Below are 24,898 nucleotides of genomic sequence, written 5' to 3'. Positions count from 1 at the left end.
ACCGTAAAGCCACCCGTGCGCACGCTACGTTATGAAACAATATCTAAGATTCGACAAATGCTCGCTCAATGACATAACTTCCCAGCTTGCCATGATGAGTCTCTGTAAAGCCCAGACCATCCAGAATTCCAGCGCAGTCTTTCAACATAGAAGGGCTTCCACATAACATCACGCGATCCACCTCCGGATTGAAAGGCGGCATAGCAATATCATCGAACAGCTTTTCGGAATTAATCAGATCCGTCAACCGACCCTGGTACTGGTGATCTTCCCGGGTCACAGTCGGGTAATAGATAAGCTTCTCCCTGACGTCATCTCCCAGATATTCATGCTCTGGCAAATGTTCAGTAATCAGTTCCCTATAGGCCAGCTCGTTAACTCTCCGAACACCGTGCGTCAAGATGACTTTGTCGTATGCCTCATAGGTCTCTGGGTCCCGAATAATACTCAGGAAAGGCGCCAGACCGGTCCCTGTACTTAGCAAGTAGAGATTCTTTCCCGGGAGCAGGTTGTCGATCGTCAAAGTCCCTGTTGGCTTACTGCTAACATATATTTCATCACCCACCTTAAGATGTTGAAGTCGCGACGTCAGCGGACCATCGGGGACTTTGATGCTGAAAAATTCCAGCTCATCCTGGTAATTGGCGCTGGCAATACTGTAAGCACGAACCAGGGGGCGGCCGCCATTATCCAGGCCAATCATGGTAAAGTGACCATTCTTGAACCGGAATGATCTATCCCTCGTCGACTTAAAACTGAACAACGTGTCGTTCCAGTGGTGTACTTCAGTAATACTCTCTTTCATTAAATTCGCCACGTCAAATCTCCTCTCGTATCTATTTAAATAATCAAAAGCAAAGACATCGCCGCAATGAACAGGGTATTAATGATTATCAACAACAACGGCTTTCCACCAATACGCCAGAGGTCGACCAGGTTGGTTTTGGCCCCCAATGCAGCCATCGCCATCCACAGACAGGCTTGCGAAATATCACCGAGCAGGACTGTACCCTCTTGAGGAAGAGCCTGGGCGTTTGCGAGGATCACAAAACCAACAAACGCTATGAGAAACGGAGGGACTACTCGACGAAAACCACCGACTTTCGCCTCAGGCCTGTGATAGATCAGTGCCAGTATGACCACTGTGGGTACGAGCAAGGCGATCCGTAGCATCTTTGTATAAGTGGCCAACTCTGCAACGTCGGGCGAGATCATCTCACCTGCGCCAAAAACCTGGACAACGTCATGAATACTCGCGCCGATAAACAACCCCATCTGTTCCGCTGTCATTCCCATGCTGGTCAGCAGCCCTGGGTAGAGAATCATGCAGACGGTGCTGATACCGGTTACCGCTACAACAGTACACAACAGGTGCTTTTCAATTGCCTTGTTGCTCGGCAGTACCGATGCCACGGCCAGTGCGGCGGAAACTCCGCAGATTCCAACGGCTGCGCCCGAAATAGTGCCCCTGACAGGGTCAATCTTAAAAAGCCTGGCAAGAACTATGCTAAATATTATGGTGCCGGTCACCACTGTGCTGACCAGTATCAGTGGCGCGACTCCCAACTCTGTCATTTGATCGAAGCTAATCCGGATTCCCAGAATCGCCACGCCAGCCCGTAATACCGTTTTTGCGCAGAAATCCAGGCCCGGGGAAAACTCTTGATACTGGGATATAGCCTGGAACGCCATGCCCAGAAGCAGCGCTCCGAGTATTTTTGACGTTCCATAATGATCAGAGAGGTAGCTGGCCCCCAAAACAAGTAACAGACAAAACGATATCCCCGGAAGGTACTCGATGATTTTTTTTCTGGCGCTGGTGGCGGACCTCCAAATATACCTTGTTTTTACAGCCTCCAATTCACTCATCAAGATAATCCTGTGCAAGTCCCTGGCCTATGGCGAACAAATAGGGCCAAGGGTAGATCCCGCGATCATGGCCATCGGAAAATTCAATCTGCAGCGCGTTATTCCCCATTAACCTGGCTGAGCGCATTTCGGTTGACTCTGTAACAAGCACAACACCCACCACCCTCCGGGCCCGGCAGCTGGAACAGGCGCAATAACGGCGCAACTCGCTTCCGGCGATATGACTCTTCTCTCCGCCTTTCCAGACAATTCTGAGCTCACCCGCGGCTTTATCGAGGGTGACCTGGACCGGTGGATACAACACTTCATTCATGCGTACACCTCTATCTCTGAGCGAGCCATCCGCTGCCTTCAAACCCCGACGTGCTTGAGCTTAAGTGCGACATACAAAGCGCCTCGACGCGAGACTTGCAACAACTTGTTATGACAAGTTGCTGCAAAGTTAAACCTGCTCAGCGTCCAATACCAAGAACTGACGCTTATCAGGCTTATCAGCCCAGTCATCCGCATCCGGTAACGGATCCTTCGTCGAAGAGATCTCTGGCCACCGCGTGGCCAGCTCAGCGTTGATTTCGATAAAGTCGACAAACTCCTCCGGCAACTCACTTTCCTCGAAGATTGCATCGACCGGACACTCAGGAACGCACAGAGCACAGTCAATGCAGACTTCCGGGTCAATCACCAGGAAATTGGGGCCTTCATGGAAGCAATCGACAGGGCAAACATCCACACAATCGGTAAATTTACATCTGATGCATTGCTCGGTTACAACGAACGTCATAACTAACCTCCAATTCCAGCCACATTGGATTCAATTTTTGATTTGGCCCATCGAGCCAGCTTCCTGACATCCGGATCGTTGTCATTAAGGGCCTCTTCGACAATAGGCATCCCCTCCGGCCGGGCAATCTCACCGGTAGCGGCTACCGCCGCCTTGCGCAGGTTGCTGATGGGATTGGAGGCGCACTTGGCCAGGGCCGGCAAAGCGGCGGCCAGACCAATCTTACCCAGGGCTTCCGCTGACTTTTCCTGAACCTGCCACATTGCGTCATCCGTAACCGCTGCCATTAACGAGTCGACCGCCGCCGCAACACCCAAGCGGCCTATGCTCTTGGCCGCTTCTGACCGAACAAGCCAGTTAGCGTCTGAAAGGCCATTAATCAGTGCTTTTTCCACTTGACCCGGATCAGCGTAAACCAGAGTGCCGATAGCTGCGCGGCGCACTTCCGGATCGGCGTCCGTACCCGCGATAGATATTAACTGCGGCAGATTTTCATTTTCCTGTAGGTAGCCCAGAACGCCGACCGCTTCCCGCCGCACATTGGCATCGGGATGGTCCAGAAACTGGAGCGCGTGCGGCCTGGCTTCCTTGAGCCGCAGTTGCTTAAGCGAGCGAAGAATAGAAGCCAGCACAAAAGGATCACTCTCCTGAAGCGCTTCTATCAGGGCCGGCGCAGCATCATCGTCCTTTAAGTCGGCCAGAGCGTTGGCGGCGGCATTGCGCACGTTCTGGTCTTCTGAGGTTAAAGCCCCTACGAGAGCATCCATCATGTCGCGCGGCTCGAACTCATCAATCATTCTTGCCGCTTCCATCCTTACCGCCTCATCTTCATCACCCAAGGCGGCAATGAGCAACCCGACAGCTTCTTCTTCCGGACTGTCTACCAGGTCCAGCACCGCCACCCGACGTATACCTGGATCGGAGTCTCGCAAGCGCTCGGCCAATGAACCCAACAAAGGGTTTGAATAATCAGACATCGTTCACCTCAACTCAGCAAATAAGGAATGTTCACCGTAACGGCGTCTGTCGGGCAATCCGCCTCACAGGGCATGCAGTACCAGCACTCATCGTACTTCATGTGCGCTTTTCCGGTCTCTTCATTGATCCACAACACATCTAACGGGCAGACGTCGATACAGGTTCGACAACCCTTATCGGCGATACATTTATCGTCATCCACGACGACAGGAACCATAGAAATCTGGGATGCAGTTGGCATAAACTCTCTCCTGAATGTCCGCTAATGGTTAGCCGGCTTGCACTCGCAACTGTTGATAGGCATTCTTCTCTTCGTCATCGAGCTCTACAACGTACGGCTCAATCTCCCTCTTACGACACGTCATATTATTGTTCTCATCTTTGAACAACTGGACATGACAGAACCAGTTTTCATTGTCCGTCTCGGGGTGATCGACATAGTTGTGGTACAGCCCCCAGCGACTCTCCTCTCGATAAAGGGATGCAACTGCCGCCATCTGTGCGCAATCAAAGATGTGCTGCGCTTCATTTGCACGCAGTAGCTCATGGGGATCACGGGCGTACAAATAGGGAATATCATTTTCCATTGCCCGTATACGGGCAAGTCCGATATCCATTTTTTTGCTTACCTTGGGTGGCTGAAGATAGTCATTAACCAAACGTCGAACTTTGTATTCAAACTGGCTGGGCGGTATTCCGTCAGTGCGTTTTAACGGCGCCAGAATACGATCTCGTTCCGCAATAATGTAGTCTTCATCCAGCTTCGGAACATCGCGCTCGCGCGCAAACTCCACCGCATTTTCGCCGCAGATCTCTCCGTAAACGAAAGCCCCCAGCATATAGCTGTGGGGAATAGACGCCATATCGCCAGCTCCGTACAGGCCCGGCACACTCGTCTCGCCCTTTTCATTGATCCAAACTCCCGAGGCGGAATGGCCGGCACAAAAACCAATTTCCGAAATATGCATTTCCACCATCTTCGTTCTGTAGTCCGTACCACGACCATCGTGAAAACGGCCACGACTGGGGCGCTCGTTGGTGTGCAGAACGTGCTCAATTTCCTGGATGGTTTCCTCGGCCAGATGATCCAGTTTAAGGAACACAGGGCCGTTCCCGCCTTGGAGCTCATTGTAGAACTCCATCATCATCTGTCCGCTCCAGTAATCGCACTCTATGAAGCGATCGCCCTTGGCATTGGCGGTATAGCCGCCCAGGGGCCCGGTAACATAGGCACAGGCCGGTCCGTTGTAATCCTTGAGCAGGGGGTTGATCTGGTAGCATTCCAAACCGGTCAGTTCGGCACCCACATGGTAAGCCATGGAGTGGCCGTCACCACAGTTGGAGGGGTTCTCATAGGTGCCGAACAGGTAGCCTGACGCCGGCAGACCAATACGGCCGGCCGCGCCACTGCACATGATCACCGCCTTTGCCCGAACCACAATCACTTCGGCGTCCCGCGTACCCAGCGCGATACAGCCGCTCACCACACCGGCTTCATCCTTCAGAAGGCGGATTGCCTGATAGCGGTTCTCGACCTTGACCCGATGGCGCCGGAGGCGACGATAGAGAATCTTTTTGACATTGTGCCCCTCCGGCATTGGCAACACGTAGGTACCCAAATGGTGTACCTTTTTCATGTCGAACTCGCCAGTTTCATCTTTCTGGAAGTAAACACCCCATTTATCCAGCTTCTGAATCATGCTGTAGGAACGCTGGGCGTAAGCCATGACGCCTTTTTGAAGGAGAATCCCATCGTTAGCTATGGTGATCTCTTTTACGTAGTCTTCCGGCGTTGAATGGCCGGGTACAACGGCGTTGTTCAAACCATCCATACCCATACTGATGGCCCCGGAACGCTTAACGTTGGCCTTTTCCAGAAGCATGACGCTCGCGTCTGGATTTTTTTCTTTTGCGGTTACGGCAGCCATTGGTCCGGCCGTGCCGCCACCAATAACCAATACATCAACATCCATAACTTTTATGTCATCAGGAATTGCCATTACTTATCCTCTTGGATGGGAGCGTTCTTTGAAGGATCGCGTTGTATTTGGAAGCGATATTTATAGGAATCACCGCGGAAAGCGAGATATTCGAAATCAATGGGCTTGCCAGTGCTGTCACGGGTCAACCGCTCCACCCACATAATCGGGCTGCCCTGTTCTATTCTCAGAAAATTGGCGACGTCCGCATCTGCGGGGCGCGCTTCCAGGCTTATTTCAGCCTCGCCGAGCTCTATTCCCAGCTGATTTTCGAGCATCGGAAAGATGTCCTGGCTCAGATCCTTCGAAAAAAGCGCTGCACCAATAGACATCGGAAAGTAGGAACTGTCTACTGACACCGGATCGCGGTTGAGGTATCGGACACGCACAACTTCCACTACCCTTTCTTTGGCGGTAACCCCCAGATTTTCCTGCACATTCTTACTTGCGCTGGTTTCGCGAATACTGACCAGGCGTGCAGAGGTCTCATAGCCCTGAGGCTTCATTGCCTCATCAAATCCCTGTAAGTGCTTAATGTCCTGAGTCGCCTTGGGTTTGCTGGCGAAGGTACCTTTTCCCTGCGCTGAAAAAATAAGCCCTTCACTATGAAGATCTCTCAGAGCCTGCCGGACAGTAATGCGACTCACGCCGAAGCTCTTCATTAGCTCACTTTCCGAGGGCATACGCTGATAAGGCGCATATTCTCCCGCGAGGATTTGCCTCTTCAGCGCTTCTTTTATCTGAAGATAAAGCGGTTGATGCGACATATCTTTCGGTTGCAGTGGTTTCATAGATTCTGCCTCCTGTAGTCTTCTATATTACTTATTATGACTTGTTATAACAAGTAAAATATAAGCTAATTTTAGAGAAATTTTGTCTAACCACTGCATCTACTAAAACCTATTCAAACATGCCTTTCTTTAGTGCACCTCTGTGCTCTGTTGAAGTGCACAAGAACTTGTTTTTTCGCGCTCAAAACGCGTCAATGACAAGTAATAAGCAACGGCTTCCACTTCCTCCCCGGTAAGCTTTCTGACCGCATTTTGCATTGCCATACCCTTATCGTTGTTACGCACACCCTCCCTGAAATCAATAATCTGTTTACGCAGATATTGACGGTGTTGAGCGTCGAGCCATGGTATCGAAGGGTCACCGCTGCCATGACAGCCGACACAGGCAGGGACATCGTCCCGACCTGTGCAGAATGTTGATCGCCCCAACTTGTAGCGCTTGTTATCCAGGGGAGCGTCCAGGTCCTCCAAACCGGCCTCAGGTGGGGGAAGCTGGGCAAAATAGCTGGCGACACGTTCCAGCTCACCCGGCTCCAGTTCAGAGAGAATTGAACGCATCTGGCCGTTGTCGTTATCCCTTCTACCCGTTGAAAAATCCAAAACCTGGCGAACAATGTAAGCTTCATTCTGCCCGGCGAGCTTGGGGAACTTGTCCACATGGCTAATCCCGTCCGCGCCGTGACACAGAGCACAGGTTTCCCAAGGTGCCATCCCCTTCTTATCAATCATTCCCGCATTGCCAATAGCTCCACCCAAAAGGGCCAGAGCAACAAGAGGCAGTTGCAGGAAAAGGGGCTTACTCATGATGCGCTTCATGGGATGCTGAGCCATACCCTGCCAGGCGGGCCTTGACAGGCATTGTGAATGATTTGGTTGCACCGTTGCTGAACACCAGAGCGACGTCAATATGGTCACCCTCGCCAAGCGTCCGCTTCGGTTTTTGCATCATTAGATGCAGAGATTCCGGTTCAAACTTTACTGTTTCTCCAGGCGCTATACTCAGACGCTCCAATGCCTCCATACCTGCTATTCCCTCCACCACCACGGAGCGATGTATCTCAACTGACTCAAATACTGAACTCATCACCTCAATCAGAGTCATTTCTTCTGATGAAGTGTTTGTCAAGGTAAAATAGCCCGCCCTCACCAAAGAAGGTACGTCTGGCTGCCAGGCATCAGCAACAGTCAATTCAGCGGTAGAGTGAGTATCTTTCCGCTCAGCACCACTTACCCAATGGGTCATCGCCAGGGTAATAGCGAAGGTACACACTGGTAACAGCGCTCTCATGACCTTTTCCTTTTTCGGATCAAATGAGTTAGAAATTCCGAAACTTCCTGTACATCGAGAGGTTGGCTTACCTCCGCTACCAGCTCCGCTTTCGGATTGATTACCGCTATGGCTGCGGTGTGCGTAACGTCATAGTGCGCACTGCCGGGCCGGGGTTCTCCCAGCCGGTAAAAGCCACCTATGCCGGATACCAGGGTATCAATTTGCTCCACCGGACCCGTAATGCCGACATTGTCAGGGTGGAAATGGGCCAGGTATTCCGCCAGAACCGACGCATCCCGCTGCGGGTCCACCGCCAGAAATACGATTTCCGGAATTCGCGCCGGTGAAAACTGCAATCCCAACTCTGCTCGAACGGCTTCCAGCTTCATGAGGGTTACCGGGCAAACATCAGGGCATGATGTGAAACCGATAAATATCAGCGTCCACCGTCCCTTCAGCCGATCCAAGTCGTAGATCCTTTTGTGTTGGTCCAGCAGTGAAAACTCGGGAAGTGGCCTGGAATCCTTGAAAATCCGGGTTCGCTCTCCTGAGCCATGTGCTTCTGAAAATCCACAAAGAATCAGACAGGAAACAAGTGCCCATATAACTCTCATTACCACTCTCCCGACCCCGAAAATGCCTTAAGACTCTCCTCGCGAATGAATGAAAGGCACTTTCGCTTAAGCCTAACGAACTCATCGCTGGTCGCCAGCTCGCCCTTTCTCGGCCTCTCCAAATTCACACTCAGGTCGGCGATAATGGACCCCGGGCTGGTACTCATAATCAAAATTCTATCAGCCAGGAAGATCGCTTCATCAACATCGTGAGTTACGAACAGTACCGTGATTTCAAATTCCGACCAGATATCCAGCAGGCTCTCTTGCATAATCAGGCGGGTCTGAGCATCCAAGGCACCAAAAGGCTCGTCCATTAGTAACACATCGGGATAGTTAGCCAGAGCTCGAGCTATGCCGACCCTTTGTTGCATACCACCGGACAGCTCGCCGGGCAGCTTATTGGCGATTTTGCTGAGCCCTATCATCGACAACAGGGTATTGGCAATGGAATCACATTCACGTGAACTATGACCGGCCAACTTTGGACCGAATGCTATGTTTTGATGAACGGTTTTCCACGGGAATAGCGAGTATTGTTGGAATACCATTCCCCGGTCCGGCCCCGGGCTGGTCACCGGATGATCGTCCACCAACACCTGGCCGGTGGTCGGCTTCACATAGCCTGCGACAGAATTAAGTAAAGTTGATTTGCCACAGCCTGACGGCCCGAGAATACAGACAAATTGCCCTGGCTGTATGTCTAAGCTGGTTTTTTCAACGGCTCTATTGAAGGTTGCCCCTGATTTAAAATCAATTGTGACGTTATCAATTTCTATATGCCCCCGACCGGCCGCCTTTTTTCGACCGGGTTGCATTCTTGGATCCGACTCCACTACGAGCTTCATATTCATTACTTGCTCCAACTCCAGGATCTAGGTTCTAGTTTTATCGTAACTACTCTCCCCTCTCCCGCTTGCGGGGGGAGGGGCCGGGGAGGTGCGCTGACTGGCTCCCCCTCTCCCTAACCCTCTCCCCCAAAAGCGGAGAGGGGGCTGTCGGGGTGAGCATCTACGTTTTATCTATATCAGGTAAATATCCAGCGGCAACATATAATGCTGATAACAACAATCCCAATCCGGCCATATGCAGCCACCACCCTATGGGTTCAAGCCATAAGGAAGTTGAGACCCCTAAGCCCATCATGGCCAGGCCGACCACCCAGCTTGGGGTAGCACAACAGACCACCCAGGAAAGTGAAATCGAGGTCAACGCAACAAGGCCAGCACCTACTCCCCCCGTGGCTTTCGCGGCCCACAGATTCCGCTTTGAACAGCTGGCTTCACCGATGCTACGGACAATCAGGAAAAGCACCCCAAGAAGAGCGCCGAATATCATTATCTCCAATACCTTTATCGGTGCTACAAATAAACTCCACTGCGATATCCCTATGCCGAAGTCGTAGTTCATGTATCCAATCTCAAACAGCCATTCATCGTTAATTATCACCAGTCTGTCTGACCACGATGGTGTAGAGGCGATAATTCTTCCCACATTCTCGAGCCAGTCATAAGTAGTAACGTAGTTTGGCCACTGTTGGAATTTGATCATCGGTGCCGAAAGCAACACTATGTAGTACAGCAGCGTTAATCCCGCGCCAGCACCAAGACAAAGAGCCTTATTTCTTCGGGCCAGACGAAGGCTGATCCTGAATCTCCTCATATAGTCGCCAGCTAGTGCGTGGTTTTTTTCCATCGCAGTGATGGAGCCATAGCCAGACGGACCAGATATGTGGACAAGGACCCCAGGCCGCCGATAACAAGCATTCCAACGATAATGTCGGGATAATTAATCAGTGAATAGGCGTTCCAGGTAAAGTATCCGATACCATACTGGCCGGAAATTATTTCTCCCGCCAGCAGCGAAAACCAACTTACCCCCATACCAATGGCAAGCCCTGCAGCGATACTGGGCAGAGCTGCCGGCAACACCACATGCCAGAAGATATCCAGACGTTTGGCCCCCAAGGACAGGGCTGCCCGCACTAGCACTTTGGGCGTCTGTTCAACGCCGTGCACGGTATTGAGGATGATCGGAAACAGCGCCCCCAGGAACGTAATGTAAATAATGGATGACTCTTCTGTTGGCCACATAAGAATGGCCAGGGGAATCCAGGCAACTGCCGGTATGGGCCGAAGCACCTCTATATATGGAAGAACGGCGGCTCTCGCGGATCGGGACCTGCCAACCATAACCCCAATCACAACTCCCAGGATTACCGCGAGCGAGTAGGCAATGAGTATTCGTTTGATGCTAACCTGAACATGGGTATGAAATTCTGAATCAGTACCATGCACAAGAAAAGCAGACCCGACCGTTCCCGGAGACGGGACATTTTCAAAGTTAATGAAATAGTTAAAGTTGTACTTGGTTGCGTAATGCCAGATCAATACCCCTGCTATTATCGACAGGGATCCAATACCAACCATCTTGATCTTATCGAGATTAAAATATCTTGAAAACAGGCCACTCAGTCTATCAGATTTGTTTTCAATGGCGCTTTCATTCCCTTGAACCGAAGCATTACCAATTTCGGATCCATCCTTGACAGGATCGACCGGCCTGTCGTAATCCTTAGGGATATCCATACTGATAGCTTTATCAGATAACAATGTACTCATTACTGCCACCATTCACTAACGTTCTAGAATCAGCGGATAATTTATATCGCTGCCGACATCTCAATTTAACTGGAGTAACCTTCGATAGCCTGTTCCAGTTGCATAACCATGCCCTTGTTCTTCATTGCATAGGTATCGGCATCCGGTTTTCTCAGGAAGGCTTTGAAACCGTCTGAAGATTTGACAAAAAAAGCGGTTTTACCGAAAAGTTTCAGTCCCGTTGCTTCATCGTATACGTAGGTAGCGTTCAATTTTGCACCTGTCTCCCTGAACTCTTTGATAGCCCTCAAAAAATCATCTATTGAGGCGTAGGATATGATGCCGTTTCTGGAGTGCCAGATTTCCACCGGTAGCTGTGCGTTGGCAACACCAGGATCAACGATAGTATTCTTTTCCGCGTCGTAATCGATACCCAGATCGGAGTAAGCTTTTTTCAGGTAGTCTTCCGTCACCCATTCCTCAAAATCGAGTGGGGGCATATTCATCTCTTTAGTTAGGACACCATGATCCGCTTTCAGGGCTTCTACCCATTTTGGTTTAATGGTTGGATCGAGCGTAAGATGTCCACCTTCTGAAAAATAGATATAGAGCACTTCTTTCTCGACACCGGTCCAGTTCTCCATCATAGCAACCGCCTTGACTGGATCTGCCTTGATCCATTGCCCCGCCTCATGCACCGCTTTAATAAAAGCAATAGCAACTTCAGGGTATTGATCCAGAAAGTCTTCACGCACAACGACACCATGAAGATAAGGTATGCCTGTCTCTCTACCGTCATATATTTTGCGGCCGGTTCCCCTGAACTCCATTAACTCAGACCAGGGACAAAAATCCGCATGGGCATCAATTCGGCTGGAGGCTATATTCGCTGCTCCTACGGCGGGGCTTTGATTCTTTAAGGCATAGTCCTTTGCGGGAATCCCTTCGTCCTGCATAGCTTTCAACAGCATCCCCCAAGCTGCGCTCCCTACGGGAACCGATACTTGCTTGCCTGCGAGTTGATCAATGGTGTAAATATCGGAATCGACCGGAACGACAATGGCATTACCACTACCTTTCAGGTTATAGCCAGTACCGGCGATATACTTGGTGCGTAAGGATTTTGTTTCCTGGAACTTGGCCCCGTTCACAATCAGTGGGTAATCACCCATTACTCCAAAGTTCAACTTGTTAGCCATCATCTGGTTGGTAATTGGGCCACCAGAGGAGTAATCGCTCCAGGAAATTTCGTAATCAGCATCAGTATATTTCCCTGACCTGGGAAGGTGCTTCTCCAACAGCCCCAACTCCTTAACGACGATACCCGCCGTGTAGGTGTCCGTACACATACTTTGATGCCCTATCGCAATGCGTATCGTCTCGGCGCTCGCCGTATTCGTCAGAGCCGCGGCCATAAATATTGCTGTGAATAGCTTGGTTATTGTCATTGTCATCCCCCGGTAAGGTTATTACCCAACTTGTATTGCCATGTTATAACGACCTACCTAGTAGTTGCATAAGCCGTGCCAGAAACCCGTCCCCCGCACCTCCGAGTGTATAAGTCATTAATTCATAGATCTTTTTTAGGGAGCTCAGAATCTTTTTAATTCCTTAGAGAATCTTCCCCCATATAGGAAAATGCCCCGCTATTGCGCCCGCGCATCAATACCGCACCCTATAAGCGCACAGTCGGCCTACATGCCTGTCGCCGGGCCAATACAAGTAAGACAGATCACTCATCCCGTAGTATCTCTATCGAGGTGAAAAAGATGACACGGGACACCACATTACGAAGAACAGTCATACAGTTGGTTAGAATAAGGAAGGCTACCGCTGCTGAAAGTTTCGTATTTCGGGAGTCGGAGCGCGCGGGACCCTGATTTTTCAGGAGTCGAGATGAAAGAGAACAGGAAGGTGCCCCTGGGGCGATGGACTTGCTATTAGCCCGGCAACCAAACAGAACATCCCTGATCTATTTGGTTGTCGCCCGCGGAATACTCGCGGATGGCCGCCCGGTGAAATTGCTTGTATTTCAAGGGCTCGCGTCGGCCGGCGGCGGCACTTTTTTAGAAGGCAAACTGGGTCTGGAACCGGTGATTGATCTGTTCAACAGAATCGACATCGGACGTCACCAGCTCCACTCTCCATCGAAAGGATAAACCTTCCAGATACTGGTCAAGTGCATAAACCACGTCCAAGTCGGTCGCCTCCCGATCCGGCACCTGATCGAAATCAAATGTTGCATAACTGAGTTTTACATCCACTTTGCTGGAAAAACTGTGATTGAAGGTTACCTTGAATGCCTTACCGGCATCTACGTTCTCCATGGTCTCCAACATATTGTTAGTATAAAGCGGGCTGGTGGAGAAACTGAAAGGAGCCAAAAATGCACCATTACGAAAAGCGGATTCTTCCGTAGCGACACTGTTATAGGCCAAAGTGACCTTTGAGCTTCCCATTGTCGTACCAAACTTAACACCGTAAAGTCTTGAATCGACTCTGCCAACTATTTCGTCACCGCTTTCACGTTGTGTTGCATATTGCGCGCCCACAAAGGGTTTGATACTGGGGGATATCGAAGCGCTGTAGCTACCGTTGAGGTACAGGGTGTCAAAGAACTCCGAAACCCGGGTAAACCATGCTTCCAACTTTATAGGCCCAGCTCCGTATACCGCTCCCAGGTTAGCCAATCTACCTGTTTCGGAGGGGATAGCAGCTCCGTACCTGCTCGCCGTCCAGGAACCTATATCCACAAATGTTTCACTATTACGATTCTTGATCTCACTAAGGTAGTTGGCCTCGAAGGTGATATCTTTCAGGCTTTTATTGGTAACGCTGTACCCCTGAAACGTAAATGGGATCATGAAAGCATCGCCGGAGTTGGCAAAAGGCGTATTGACTTTCTGTCGACCCAGGGTAGCTACGGAATGGCCAGCGTCAAATTTCAGATAGGCCTCTCCCAACACTTCCAGATCGCTGCCCAAACGGCTGTTCACCTTGTTTGGGTCGTCGTCATTCGTACCGAGATCCTGAGCGGTGTAATATCCTGCACCGATCTTGATTGGGCCCATCTTACCGGTCTCAGCGCGTAGCGCTCCTCCTAAGGAAAATGCACTTTCATCGGTACGATCCTCATACTCTCGGGTGTTGTAATAGGCTCTGATGTTTCCATCCAGGCTTCCGTTATCAAATATGTCCCTTAATTGATCTTCGGAAAATGCCAGCGTAGAGAACCCCGACACCCCTGCAAGCAGGATCAGCTTTTTGATTGTATTCATGTAACCCCCATAATCTGAAAATTTCAGCCTGCTCCGTCACAGCTGAGCAATGCCCCGGTTTGCGTGAAGTCCACTTGTACTAATAAGATATAACGACTCAGGATTAATAAAGCGATTTCTATGCCAAAACCGGATTGGAGACCTGCGCTGACACCAAGGCCTTGTATTTCATTACTTTTTAGCTCGTTTATTTACCAACCCGCCAGTTGTCTACCGACCTCTATCAGACGCTGAACGCCCTACATTGGCCCAACAATGCCCGCAGAGCGGAAACTATTCATGCAAGCAGGGCAACGGATTTATAACGACTAGTACAAGTTCAGTAGCGAATTACAAAAGGGCGATCAAATATTTTCAGATAGGCGATGGGAAGAGTGCACCGAGGTATTCGAAAGCAGCTTTCGGCAGTGTCTCTACTGAGAGAGAGGCTGGGGTTAGATGATCATGCCGAGAGATAACTTCTATCGCAGTTTCTCGCTTAACAGGGTATCCATCCCTTTCCGGGAAAGATCATGGATTTTTTTCCTAAAATACTGGGCCGCTTATGGGTATTCATCAATCCCTCCATGGAGGAGATCGGCTCGGCCGTGAGCACCCGACTGGATTTGATTCCATTTCACTTGATGACGGCAGTGCTTGAATCAAGCCGTCAGATGGGTCATTGCCGGTCACTCCTTTCAACCAGCCTTTTCCGGAACGAAGACTGACGTTCCACGGCCCTATTCGCCTGCAAGCAGGCTCCCGCAAATCTTCAAAGAGGTTTGGGTCGGGGCACATTCAACTTTTCCGCCCAGGGCTCCAGGTCCTTCATGATGGAGGGGTAGAGTTCCACCCCCTCTTCCAACTGCCGCGCCCGGGCGGCCCAGGCGCGCTGGCCGGGCACGCGGGCCGGGGAGTCGCCCTCGCTGCGGCTGTTTTCCCACAGGTGGCACAGCGCCCTGGTCTGGCGCAGGAAATCCTCCTGCGGGCCGAATGCTTGGGGATCGATAATCTGCAGGAATACCGAATTGGCCTCATCGTCTCCTTTCGATTCCTCGTCTCCCCGGCCGTAACCGCCCAGGGCCATGGACAGCACCTCCAGCATGGCGCTGAGCGCCGCTCCCTTGTAACCGTGATCGGCGCCGCCCACCGGCAGGATGCTGCCGCCGTTTTCGAAGGCGGCCGGATCGTCGGACAGGTTGCCCTCGCTGTCCTTGAGGTATTCGCCTGGCAGCTTCCTGCCCTCCCGTTGCGCCCGGCTGACATAGCCGCCGGCGGTGACCGACATGCTGATATCGAACAGCAGCGGGTAATCCCCCGCCGGAGCGGCGAAGGCGATGGGATTGGCGGAGAACAGCGGGTCTATGCCGCCCTGGGCGCTGACGGTGTTCTCCGATGGGGTGGAGCAGGTCAGCAGGGCCACGTAACCCTTTTCGACGACTGGCGGCAGATAGGCAGCCAGGCAGGCGATATGCTGGCTGCGGCGAATGGTGGCGGTGACCATTCCCTGCTCCGGCAGCCTCTCCAGCGCCTGCTCCACCGCCTGGGTGAGCACCCAGGGGCCGGGCAGAAAGTCCGCATCCCAGTTAAAGCAATTGCCGCGGTCGGCGAGCACCCGCGGCTCCCCCTCGCGTCGGGATTCGCCATCCAGCAGCCACTGCAGGTTGCTCGCCACCCGGTTGAGGCCGTGGGTGGTGAAACCCAGCAAATCCGCCTGCAGGAAAACATTGGCCATCACCGAGGCCCGTTCTTCGGTGAGGCCCGCGCGCCGGAAGAGTGTGGTGGCAAACTGTTGCAGTTCACCGGCGTCGTAGCGCACAGACATAAAAGCTCCTCTTCGATGTTTTTGTGAACCGCAGCCGTGGGTGCGCCGTGCGCACCGGGAAGTGCTGGAGCTCACATCCGCTCCGAATGGTGCGCACGGCGCACCCTACACTCACCACCAACCACCCGCCACTATTCACTGACCTTACCACGCCACGCCTTTATCTGCCCCCGCCGCGTTTTGTTCTGCAACCGCCGCTCTTTCGCGGCTCTGCCAGGCTTAGTGGCGACGCGCGTCTTGCTCGTCCGTGTCGCCTTCTCGATCAGGGCGCACAGCCGTTCCAGTGCATCCGCGCGGTTTTTTTCCTGGGTGCGGAAGCGCTGGGCCTTGATTACTGCCACACCATCGGAAGATATACGCCGGTCGCGCAGGGCCAGCAGACGCTGCTTGACTTCCTCCGGCAGCGAGGAGGCACGGATATCGAAGCGCAGGTGAATCGCGCTGGCCACCTTGTTGACATTCTGGCCGCCGGCGCCCTGGGCGCGCACCGCGCTCAGCTCCACCTCGGATTCGGATATTTTCAGATCTCTAGAAATTTCAATCATGAAAAAACATCTGGTTATTCGCGAAAAATGTAAGTATGGGATCAGCTACGTTAGAATAAGGCGCTATTTTAACCCGCCGCGCTCGCAAGCAGCACCGAGGAATAGCAGCCATGAAACCTCCCAAAGGGGACAAAAAAGCCCATTTCGACCCCCCGGTATTCTACACGGCCACCGGGGTACTGCTGTTGCTGGTGGCCTACGCGGTGCTATTCGCCGACGACGCCACCGCACGCTTCAAGGCTCTGCAGGCGGGTATCGTGGCCAATATGAGCTGGTACTACGTACTGGTAGTGGCGATCGTCCTGATCAGTGTAGTGACGATCGGTGTATCCAAGTTCGGCGAGATCAGGCTCGGGCCCGAACACGCGAAACCGGATTACGGGTACGGCTCCTGGCTCGCGATGCTGTTTTCCGCCGGTATGGGAATCGGCCTGCTGTTCTTCGGTGTCGCCGAGCCGGTGATGCACTACCTGTCACCCCCCGTGGGTGAGACCGGCACCGTGGCTGCCGCGCGCGAAGCCATGGTGCTCACCTTTTTCCATTGGGGGCTGCACGCCTGGGCCATCTACGCCATCGTCGCACTGATCCTGGCCTATTTCAGCTACCGCCACGATCTGCCGCTCACCCTGCGCTCGGCGCTCTACCCGATGATCGGCGAGCGCATCCACGGCCCCATTGGCCACGCGGTGGATGTCTTTGCCATTGTCGGCACCGTGTGCGGCGTGGCCACTACTCTGGGCTATGGCGTGCTGCAGATCAACGCCGGGCTCAATCATCTGTTCGATATTCCGGTGGGCACGGGGCCGCAGGTGGTTCTGATCGTGATCACCACCATCCTGGCCACCATCTCCGTGGTGATGGGCCTGGACCTGGGCATCAAACGGCTGTCGCAGCTGAATATGGGGCTGGCGATATTCCTGCTGATGATGGTGCTGCTGCTCGGCAGTACTGTGTACCTGCTGCAGACCTTCGTGCAGAACTTCGGCAGTTACCTTTCGGTAATGGTGAGCCGCACCTTCAATCTCTACGCCTACGCACCCACCGACTGGCTGGGGGGCTGGACCATTCTGTATTGGGGCTGGTGGATGTCCTGGTCGCCTTTTGTAGGGCTTTTTATCGCGCGGATCTCCCGCGGGCGTACCATTCGCGAATTTATTGTCGGCGCCATGCTGGTACCCGCTGGGATCACCTTGCTGTGGATGACGGTGTTCGGTAATTCCGCCATTCATATGATTCTGGATGAGGGGCTGACCTCACTGGGCCGGATAGTGAGCGAGAACGAGTCGCTGGCGCTATTCCAGTTCCTGGAACAGTTCCCCATGCCGGGGTTCTTTTCCTTGCTAGCCGTGGTGATGGTGGTGGTCTTCTTTGTCACCTCGGCGGATTCCGGGGCCATGGTGGTGAACATGCTCTCCTCCCACGGACGCGACGATACACCGGTATGGCAGCGCATCTTCTGGTGCGGCCTGATCGGTGTTGTGGCCATCGCCCTGCTGCTGGCCGGCGGGCTGCAGTCCCTGCAGACGGCGGTGATTGCCAGCGCCCTGCCCTTCTCCGTGATACTACTGGTGGCCATATACGGGCTGATCGCGGCTCTGCGCAGGGACACGGCCAAGCGGATTGCACTGAGCGCGCCGGTGGCTCCCGCCAGCCTGGGCAGTCCCGTCTCCTGGCAGCGGCGACTGAAAAACCTGGTGCGCCTGCCCTCGCTGGAGGAAGTTCGCGAGTATATTCGCGAGGTGGGGGAACCGACGCTGCAGGAATTTGCCAGCGAGATGGAGAAAAACGGCTTTTCCGCAACGGTCAGCCGGGTGAATCACTCCGTTTGCCTGGAAGTGCTCCAGAGCGGGGAAATCGATTTCATCTACGGCATACATCCCAAGGCCCACCTGAAGCCCAGCGCTCCCAATCCTGACGCGGAACTGAATGACGAGGTGGACGACGGCTCCCCGGAAAAATATTTCCGCGCGGAAGTGCACCTGCAGGAAGGCGGCCAGGACTACGACGTCATGGGCTGGACCAGGGACCAGTTGCTCACCGATATCCTCGCCCAGTACGAGCGTCATTTGCAGTTTTTGCACACGGTTCGCTGAAAGACATCTGCGGTGTAAGATTGCATTTTTGCAATCTGACAGCCTTATGACCCCGATAAAAACCGAGCGCCTGCGACTGCGCCGCCTTACCGAAGACGACGCGCCGCTGATACTGGCGGTACTGACCGATCCCGACTTCCTGCGCAACGTGGGCGACCGCGGTGTACATAACAATGAAGAGGCCCGCCGCTATATCGCCGACGGCCCCCAGGCCATGTACCACGAGCACGGTTTCGGCCTCTATCTGGTGGAACTTGCGGACGGCACGCCCGTCGGTACCTGCGGCCTGATCAAGCGCGATGGACTGGACGACGTGGATATCGGCTTCGCCTTTCTCCCCCGCTTCCGCGGTCGCGGCTACGCCCGGGAGGCCGCGCGGGCGGTGATGCGGTATGGCCGCGAGGCGTTGGCCTTGAAGCGCATAGTAGCCATTGTCCTACCGGATAACGCGCCCTCTGTACGCCTGCTGGAAAAAATCGGCCTGCGTGTCGAGGGGAAAGTCACATTGCCGGGGGACGACGAAGAGCTGTTGTTGATGGCCTGGGAGGCCGGCAATTCGATGTAATCTCGTAGACCTCATGGATTGCACTGCTTATGAAATAGGCCGCAAGCCATGAGGTCTACAATGAGATCCCAAGCCCATAAAGAGCAAAAAAGGCGAGACACTTTTGAGGGAACCCAAGTGTCTCGCCAAGGACCGTAAGGTGTTTTCAGTCAGGGATCAGTGCGCACTGGCCTCTCCCGCTCCTTTCGGGAAGCGGATGCTCTCCACCATTTCCTGCACATGCGCCGGCGCTTCGCTGGTAACCCTGGCAACCGCAATCGCCACCACGAAGTTGAGCATCATGCCCAGGGTGCCAATTCCCTCAGGGGAAATACCGAACCACCAGTTTTCCGGGCTGTTGGCCGCCGGGTTGATAAACTTGAAGTAAATGATATAGGCCGCGGTAAAGAGAATGCCGGAGAGCATACCCGCGATCGCCCCCTCCTTGTTCATGCGCTTGTAGAAGATGCCCATGATAATCGCCGGGAAGAAGGACGACGCCGCGAGACCAAAGGCGAAGGCGACCACCTGCGCCACAAAGCCCGGTGGATTGATTCCCAGGTATCCCGCCACACAGATGGCCACCGCCGCGGCGATGCGCGCGTAGCCCAGCTCCTGCTTGTCGGTAATATTCGGCATCAAATTCCGTTTCAACAGATCGTGGGAAATCGACGTGGAGATTACCAATAGCAGGCCCGCGGAAGTGGACAGCGCCGCGGCGATACCACCGGCGGCCACCAGCGCGATCACCCAGGCCGGCAGGTTGGCGATTTCCGGGTTGGCCAGCACCATAATGTCGCGGTCGATGGTCATTTCGTTGCGTTCGTCACCGGCGTAGAACATGCGGCCGTCTTCGTTCTTGTCTTCCCAACTGATCAGGCCGGTGCGCTCCCAGTTGTCGATCCAGCCGGGTGCCTCGGCGTGGGGTGTGCCCTCGCCTTCCGGCCCGTTGATGGTGTCGATCATATTCACTCGCGCAAAGGTGGCGATGGCCGGCGCAGTGGTGTACAGCAGGGCGATAAACAGCAGTGCCCAGCCGGCGGATTTGCGCGCGTCGCGCACCTTGGGCACGGTAAAGAAACGCACGATCACATGGGGCAGACCGGCGGTACCCACCATCAGCGCGGCAGTGATAAAGAAGACGTCGATGGTGCTCTTGGTGCCCGAGGTGTACTCGGTAAAACCCAGTTCCGTCGACAGGCCGTCGAGCTTGTCCAGCAGGTAAGTGCCTGAGCCATCGGCCAGTTCAGAGCCGAAGCCGATCTGCGGAATCACGTGGCCGGTCATCATGATGGAGATGAAAATCGCCGGCACCAGGTAGGCGCAAATCAGCACGCAGTACTGAGCCACCTGGGTATAGGTGATGCCCTTCATGCCGCCGAGCACCGCGTAGAAGAATACCACCCCCATGCCGATGATCACCCCGGTGGTGATATCCACCTCCAGGAAGCGGGAGAAGACCACCCCCACACCGCGCATCTGTCCCGCCACATAGGTGAAGCAGACAAATACCGCGCAGATTACCGCCACGGTACGCGCTGTATTCGAATAGTAGCGGTCGCCGATAAACGCGGGCACGGTGAACTTGCCGAATTTGCGCAGGTAGGGCGCCAAGCACAGTGCCAATAGCACATAGCCGCCGGTCCAGCCCATCAGGTAGACGGCACCGTCGTAGCCCATAAAGGAGATCAGTCCGGCCATGGAGATAAACGAGGCCGCGGACATCCAGTCGGCTGCGGTGGCCATGCCATTGGCCACTGGGTGTACACCGCCGCCAGCCACGTAGAAATCGTGGGTAGAGCCTGCGCGGGACCAGATGGCGATACCGATATAGATTACAAAGGTGGCACCGACAATCAAAAAGGTAAGGGTTTGAATATCCATGATGGGCTCCTATTGACCGAATTCTTCTTCGAGTGCTTCCTCGAATTCTTCTTCGTTTTCGTGGTCTTCATGCACGTTGTATTTGCGGTCCAGCGTATTCATCTTGACCACGTAGACCACGATCAACAACAGGAACACATAAATGGAGCCCTGCTGGGCGAACCAGAAGCCCAGCTTGAATCCTCCCAGCTTGATGGCATTGAGCACATCCACCAGTAATATTCCGAAACCGAAGGACACCGCAAACCAGATGCACAGCAGCGTGAGCATCAGGCGCAGGTTCTCCCTCCAGTAGTCTTTGGCGTGTTGTTCGCTTTCGAAACTCATCTTTTTATCTCCGCACTTATTATCAATTTATCGGAATCTTCTCAGGTCGTGAACCCGGCGAAGGCCGGGTCCAGCTCTCCGGAGCATGGATTCCGGCATACGCCGGAATGACGAATGTCAGAAAACATACTTGACGGAAAACTGCAGGCGCCTCAGTTCGCCTTTGTCGTCCGCCAGTATACCACTCACATTCTCCACCTCCTTGTTCGCCAGGATATATTCGCCTCCCAAGGTGATTTTGGGAACCGGCGAATAGAGCAGGTTCAGGTGCATGCTCCGGTAGTCTGAGGCGGTGGTGTCGGACACGGTATCCGGGTTGTCCGCCGTGGAGGCCGACAGCACCAGGTTAGTGCGCAACTGGTCGCTCCAGAAATGTCGCAGTGCAATGAAGCCGCCACTCTGGTCGATCAATTCAATATCACCATCCCCTTCAATAATACCGGACCGAAAACCGTTCAGGCCCATATAGCGCCCCAGGGCATTGCCGGAGCTGAGCATAAAACGGATATCGTCGCGCCCGAACTGGTATTTGCCGGATACGCTGACCGCATAACCGCGCACCGATTCCTCCACGGCATCCTCTTCGTAGGCCAGCTCCCGGCTCATGGAGGCCACCGAGTAGCTGAAGTTACCGAGACTGTTGTTGTAGCGCAACACGATATCCGGCACGCTGTTGTCGTCGTAGGGGTTCTCCGTGCCATTGTACAGGGTGGTAGCCGGGTTCTCCGCGGAAACCTGGATACTACCACCGCCGATTTTGTGGGTGTAGCGCAGCTGCGGCTGGCGCTCGAAAATGGTGCCCGCCGGGCCGACAAAATCCATGCCCTCCGGCAGCGCGCCCACATTGAAAAAAGTGGACCAAGTCTGACCCGCAAGCAAACTTCGGTTCTCGTCGATATGCCAGTCCACATAGGCGTGGCGCAATCGCTGGGAATAAGAGTTGCTGATGCGCTCGTCGCCCTGGCCGCTGGCCATGGCATCGACTTCCAGATGGGTGTTCACGTGGCCGCGGGCCAGGGCCGTGTGGCTCTTGATAAACAGCCGCGAAGACTTGGCGTGGGAGTGGTACTTGGTATCCCCGTCCTCGCCGCCCACCGGAATGGTGGAGGGCACCAGGAAATCCTCGCCGATGCCAGCGGTGGCGGAACTCCCGTCGGAGTAGTCGCTGAACTGGCTGTCGAGCTTGATAAAACCGCCGAACTCGATCTGCGTGCCCTCTTGCGGCTGCTCCGGCTCCGGGTTGTCCACCATCTCCCGGCGCTTTGCCTCTTCGGCCAGCTGTGAAACCTGCGCCTGTAGTTCCTCGATGCGCAGTTGCAGTTCCTCGTTGGTAGCCTGCGCCACTGCCGCCAGCGGGATCATCGCCGATAAAGCCAGGACGCCCGTGGACGGGCGGAACACGGTATTGCTCTCTCTACTGGACATTCCTTCATCCTCCCGAAATTGTTTTTATTCCGGGTGCAGATGTAATCCCTTATTCGCGAGCAGGGCTATTAACCATTGGTCTAAATCGGGAGTAATTTCGACTAATGTCTAATGGCGAAGCGGAACTGATTTCGACTTATGTCTAATACGCACCGTCAGAGCGGAAATGCAGAATGCCGGTAATTATATGACCGAAGAGGCCCCCTGTGTCCCGAGAAACGGTCCATCCAGTCCCCGCGGCCTTGCCGGGCAATCCCTGATGAACGAAGCTGACTATTTCGAACAGTACAGTCATTCTATCAATGACAACGAGGGATTCTGGCGCGAACAGGGTCGGCGGCTGGACTGGATCAGACCCTGCCACCCAAGTGAAAGACGGATTCTTCGCCAAGGACGACCTGCATATCCGTTGCGCGCAATCTATCCTTAGTGTAGGGGCTTCCTTTATACAACATCGGGTAAGGATTACATCCTTTGTAGGGATTAGGGAGTGGATTCTGAATAGCCATAATGAATAGTTCACATAGTTGCTCTCTATTCATCACTTAAGCATATGCTTGCGACCGCCATCACAATACCGTGGCGGATAATTCTATAAAGTTCTGACCTATCCAGTAAAGCAGCCTGTAGAAGCCTTCGAACGTCATCTTTCAATGAGAAATCAGCGAGAGATCCAGCGCAAAACGAATTGCTTTCTGGATTTTTCCGAACTGGATCTTGAGCAGTTTCCAGCAGCAATACTAATTAACAGCTCAAGTTTCGGAGTTATTAATAAACGCCATGAAGACGAAACCGATATGGTCATTCCTCCGAAAGGAGGCATGGAAGAAAATACGTAAAATAAACAAGTCAGCATCATGAGGATGATTCATGAACATTAAAGGAAAAATCGGTAACCTGATCCGCGCAAGCCTGGCTGTATCGCTAATGACAGCCGGTAGTGCAGTTCAGGCTGTCACCGTCGATCTTCTGGTTTTGTACGACGGCTATTCAGCCAATTACTTCAGTAATCAACCTGAAACGGCAATGCAGAACTGGGTGACCCAGATCAACAACGCCTACCAGGACAGCCAGGTTGACGTTCAGTTGCGTCTGGTGGGCGTCATGCCACACGAAGAACCCGGCTCGGACATGGGCGCGGTATTGGAAAATTTGCGTGTCGACGAGGAAGCCAACAACCTGAGAAACCAACTGGGCGCTGATTTCGTCACCCAAATACACCAGCAGGGCAGTTGCGGCATCGCTTATTTCGCCGTTGCTTCCGAGTGGGCCTGGAGCGTAGTGGGACCGGATTGCGGCCCGATGACCATGGCGCATGAGTTGGGACACAACATGGGACTGGCCCATTCACGCCGTCAGGGCGATGAAAGCGGAGCACGGTACCGCTACGGACTGGGGCACGGTGTCGATCAAACGTTCGGTTCCATCATGACTTATTACTGGTTGTTCAACGCGCCGCGCGTGTCAAATTTCTCCAATCCGCGAATAACATGCAACGGTGAGCCCTGCGGAGTTGAAGAAGGCCAGCCGGATGAAGCCGATGCGGCCAAGGCGATCCAGAATGTTCGCGGGGAAATCGCCGAGTTTAGACCCACCAGCATCAGCGGCGGCAACAGCAGTACCTTGCTGAGCAGAGTTGGCAGTAAGTGTATGGATGTTTCTGACCGATCAACTGATAACTACGCGAATATCGTCCAATGGGATTGCTGGGGCGGTGATAATCAACAATTTGAATGGAAGGATCTAGGTAACGGCTATCATCAACTTGTGGCACAACACAGTGGAAAATGTATCCGGGTATCGGATGGCGATGTATACCAGTATGATTGTAACGATAATTACTGGACTGAGATGTTCGAAAGAATAAGTGCAGAAGGCGGGTATTACATCCTGAAAAACCGCGATTCAGGATCATGTCTCCGCGTAGAGAACTCCTCAGACTCTAATGGGGCAAATATTGTACTGGCAAGTTGTGATACCAGCTGGTGGAGCCAGCATTTTTCCTTCGAGTAAGTCAGCCTTGCAGGTGAGCACCGCCGGTGCTCACCTTTTTGCGCATATAGCTCAATGCAGATTTTCTGTATGGCTCGACCTAGTGTGGTGTAAGGTACTAATT

At 53.5% G+C, this 24,898-nt stretch carries 25 protein-coding genes; 4 read left to right on the top strand and 21 right to left on the bottom strand.

All coding sequences use genetic code 11. The annotated features are described in order from the left end of the window. Nucleotides 1-43: 43 nt before the first annotated feature. The 18 genes from PP263_RS00190 to arfB all read right to left on the bottom strand — a co-directional run bounded on the left by PP263_RS00190 (nucleotide 44) and on the right by arfB (nucleotide 16,509). Entirely contained in the window at nucleotides 44-817 is a 774-nt protein-coding gene (locus PP263_RS00190) for a ferredoxin--NADP reductase (protein WP_308366373.1), read from the bottom strand. A 23-nt stretch (nucleotides 818-840) separates the two neighbouring features. After that, the gene (locus PP263_RS00185) at nucleotides 841-1,869 is read right to left on the bottom strand and encodes a putative sulfate exporter family transporter (protein ID WP_308366372.1); all 1,029 of its coding nucleotides are present in this window, start codon (nucleotides 1,867-1,869) and stop codon (nucleotides 841-843) included. Then, the gene (locus PP263_RS00180; protein ID WP_308366371.1) at nucleotides 1,862-2,182 is read right to left on the bottom strand and encodes a gamma-butyrobetaine hydroxylase-like domain-containing protein; all 321 of its coding nucleotides are present in this window, start codon (nucleotides 2,180-2,182) and stop codon (nucleotides 1,862-1,864) included. Before PP263_RS00180 ends, PP263_RS00185 begins: the two co-directional genes overlap by 8 nt. A gap of 129 nt (nucleotides 2,183-2,311) precedes the next feature. After that, entirely contained in the window at nucleotides 2,312-2,650 is a 339-nt protein-coding gene (gene fdxA, locus PP263_RS00175) for a ferredoxin FdxA (protein ID WP_308366370.1), read from the bottom strand. A 2-nt stretch (nucleotides 2,651-2,652) separates the two neighbouring features. Then, nucleotides 2,653-3,627 carry a HEAT repeat domain-containing protein gene (locus tag PP263_RS00170; protein WP_308366369.1) on the bottom strand — a complete coding sequence of 325 codons (975 nt, stop codon included), beginning with the start codon at nucleotides 3,625-3,627 and terminating at the stop codon, nucleotides 2,653-2,655. A gap of 8 nt (nucleotides 3,628-3,635) precedes the next feature. Further along, nucleotides 3,636-3,869: a ferredoxin family protein gene (locus PP263_RS00165; RefSeq protein WP_183459287.1), complete on the bottom strand. Its 234-nt coding sequence runs from the start codon at nucleotides 3,867-3,869 to the stop codon at nucleotides 3,636-3,638. A 28-nt stretch (nucleotides 3,870-3,897) separates the two neighbouring features. After that, the gene (locus PP263_RS00160) at nucleotides 3,898-5,628 is read right to left on the bottom strand and encodes a fumarate reductase/succinate dehydrogenase flavoprotein subunit (RefSeq protein WP_308366368.1); all 1,731 of its coding nucleotides are present in this window, start codon (nucleotides 5,626-5,628) and stop codon (nucleotides 3,898-3,900) included. After that, nucleotides 5,628-6,398, bottom strand: coding sequence for a GntR family transcriptional regulator (locus tag PP263_RS00155; RefSeq protein ID WP_308366367.1), 771 nt, complete (start codon nucleotides 6,396-6,398; stop codon nucleotides 5,628-5,630). Before PP263_RS00155 ends, PP263_RS00160 begins: the two co-directional genes overlap by 1 nt. A 129-nt stretch (nucleotides 6,399-6,527) precedes the next feature. Continuing rightward, entirely contained in the window at nucleotides 6,528-7,202 is a 675-nt protein-coding gene (locus tag PP263_RS00150; protein ID WP_308366366.1) for a c-type cytochrome, read from the bottom strand. Then, nucleotides 7,195-7,686, bottom strand: coding sequence for a copper chaperone PCu(A)C (locus tag PP263_RS00145; protein WP_308366365.1), 492 nt, complete (start codon nucleotides 7,684-7,686; stop codon nucleotides 7,195-7,197). Before PP263_RS00145 ends, PP263_RS00150 begins: the two co-directional genes overlap by 8 nt. Next, complete coding sequence (locus tag PP263_RS00140) at nucleotides 7,683-8,282, bottom strand: SCO family protein (RefSeq protein ID WP_308366364.1); 600 nt, start codon at nucleotides 8,280-8,282, stop codon at nucleotides 7,683-7,685. The genes PP263_RS00145 and PP263_RS00140 overlap by 4 nt, the downstream gene beginning before the upstream one ends. Next, nucleotides 8,282-9,136, bottom strand: a complete 855-nt coding sequence (locus PP263_RS00135) for an ABC transporter ATP-binding protein (protein WP_308366363.1) — start codon at nucleotides 9,134-9,136, stop codon at nucleotides 8,282-8,284. The genes PP263_RS00140 and PP263_RS00135 overlap by 1 nt, the downstream gene beginning before the upstream one ends. A gap of 157 nt (nucleotides 9,137-9,293) precedes the next feature. After that, nucleotides 9,294-9,977 (bottom strand): hypothetical protein, encoded by a 684-nt coding sequence (locus PP263_RS00130; RefSeq protein ID WP_308366362.1) that lies wholly within the window; start codon nucleotides 9,975-9,977, stop codon nucleotides 9,294-9,296. After that, nucleotides 9,956-10,903 carry an ABC transporter permease gene (locus tag PP263_RS00125; protein WP_308366361.1) on the bottom strand — a complete coding sequence of 316 codons (948 nt, stop codon included), beginning with the start codon at nucleotides 10,901-10,903 and terminating at the stop codon, nucleotides 9,956-9,958. Before PP263_RS00125 ends, PP263_RS00130 begins: the two co-directional genes overlap by 22 nt. 65 nt (nucleotides 10,904-10,968) lie before the next feature. Then, complete coding sequence (locus tag PP263_RS00120; RefSeq protein WP_308366360.1) at nucleotides 10,969-12,330, bottom strand: ABC transporter substrate-binding protein; 1,362 nt, start codon at nucleotides 12,328-12,330, stop codon at nucleotides 10,969-10,971. A 618-nt stretch (nucleotides 12,331-12,948) separates the two neighbouring features. Beyond that, nucleotides 12,949-14,160 (bottom strand): OprD family outer membrane porin, encoded by a 1,212-nt coding sequence (locus PP263_RS00115; protein WP_308366359.1) that lies wholly within the window; start codon nucleotides 14,158-14,160, stop codon nucleotides 12,949-12,951. 751 nt (nucleotides 14,161-14,911) lie between these two features. Further along, nucleotides 14,912-15,964 carry an Ldh family oxidoreductase gene (locus PP263_RS00110; protein WP_308366358.1) on the bottom strand — a complete coding sequence of 351 codons (1,053 nt, stop codon included), beginning with the start codon at nucleotides 15,962-15,964 and terminating at the stop codon, nucleotides 14,912-14,914. 131 nt (nucleotides 15,965-16,095) lie between these two features. Then, nucleotides 16,096-16,509 carry an alternative ribosome rescue aminoacyl-tRNA hydrolase ArfB gene (gene arfB / locus PP263_RS00105; RefSeq protein ID WP_308366357.1) on the bottom strand — a complete coding sequence of 138 codons (414 nt, stop codon included), beginning with the start codon at nucleotides 16,507-16,509 and terminating at the stop codon, nucleotides 16,096-16,098. A gap of 110 nt (nucleotides 16,510-16,619) precedes the next feature. Here arfB and PP263_RS00100 point away from each other — a divergent pair, with 110 nt between their 5' ends. Beyond that, nucleotides 16,620-18,602 (top strand): choline BCCT transporter BetT, encoded by a 1,983-nt coding sequence (locus tag PP263_RS00100; protein WP_308366356.1) that lies wholly within the window; start codon nucleotides 16,620-16,622, stop codon nucleotides 18,600-18,602. Nucleotides 18,603-18,648: 46 nt separating this feature from the next. Beyond that, complete coding sequence (locus PP263_RS00095; RefSeq protein ID WP_308366355.1) at nucleotides 18,649-19,167, top strand: GNAT family N-acetyltransferase; 519 nt, start codon at nucleotides 18,649-18,651, stop codon at nucleotides 19,165-19,167. 156 nt (nucleotides 19,168-19,323) lie between these two features. Here PP263_RS00095 and PP263_RS00090 read toward each other — a convergent pair whose 3' ends face one another. From PP263_RS00090 to PP263_RS00080, 3 genes are all read right to left on the bottom strand, one after another. After that, a complete protein-coding gene (locus tag PP263_RS00090) occupies nucleotides 19,324-21,030 on the bottom strand; it encodes a sodium:solute symporter family protein (RefSeq protein ID WP_308366354.1) in 1,707 nt (568 codons plus the stop codon). Nucleotides 21,031-21,039: 9 nt separating this feature from the next. Then, nucleotides 21,040-21,357 (bottom strand): DUF4212 domain-containing protein, encoded by a 318-nt coding sequence (locus tag PP263_RS00085; protein ID WP_308366353.1) that lies wholly within the window; start codon nucleotides 21,355-21,357, stop codon nucleotides 21,040-21,042. 117 nt (nucleotides 21,358-21,474) lie between these two features. Further along, nucleotides 21,475-22,782 carry a DcaP family trimeric outer membrane transporter gene (locus PP263_RS00080; RefSeq protein WP_308366352.1) on the bottom strand — a complete coding sequence of 436 codons (1,308 nt, stop codon included), beginning with the start codon at nucleotides 22,780-22,782 and terminating at the stop codon, nucleotides 21,475-21,477. A gap of 166 nt (nucleotides 22,783-22,948) precedes the next feature. On the opposite strand from PP263_RS00080, the gene PP263_RS22605 reads away from it, so the two are divergent. Together PP263_RS22605 and PP263_RS00075 are read left to right on the top strand one after the other, a co-directional pair. Then, entirely contained in the window at nucleotides 22,949-23,212 is a 264-nt protein-coding gene (locus PP263_RS22605; RefSeq protein ID WP_374693683.1) for an acetyl-coenzyme A synthetase N-terminal domain-containing protein, read from the top strand. A gap of 440 nt (nucleotides 23,213-23,652) precedes the next feature. Then, complete coding sequence (locus tag PP263_RS00075; RefSeq protein WP_308366351.1) at nucleotides 23,653-24,795, top strand: RICIN domain-containing protein; 1,143 nt, start codon at nucleotides 23,653-23,655, stop codon at nucleotides 24,793-24,795. The last annotated feature ends 103 nt before the right edge of the window (nucleotides 24,796-24,898 follow it).

The organism is Microbulbifer sp. TB1203 (assembly GCF_030997045.1).
Lineage (GTDB): Bacteria > Pseudomonadota > Gammaproteobacteria > Pseudomonadales > Cellvibrionaceae > Microbulbifer.
The sequence above is the reverse complement of the archived record's forward strand: the minus strand, read 5'-3'. Positions and strand labels throughout refer to the sequence as shown.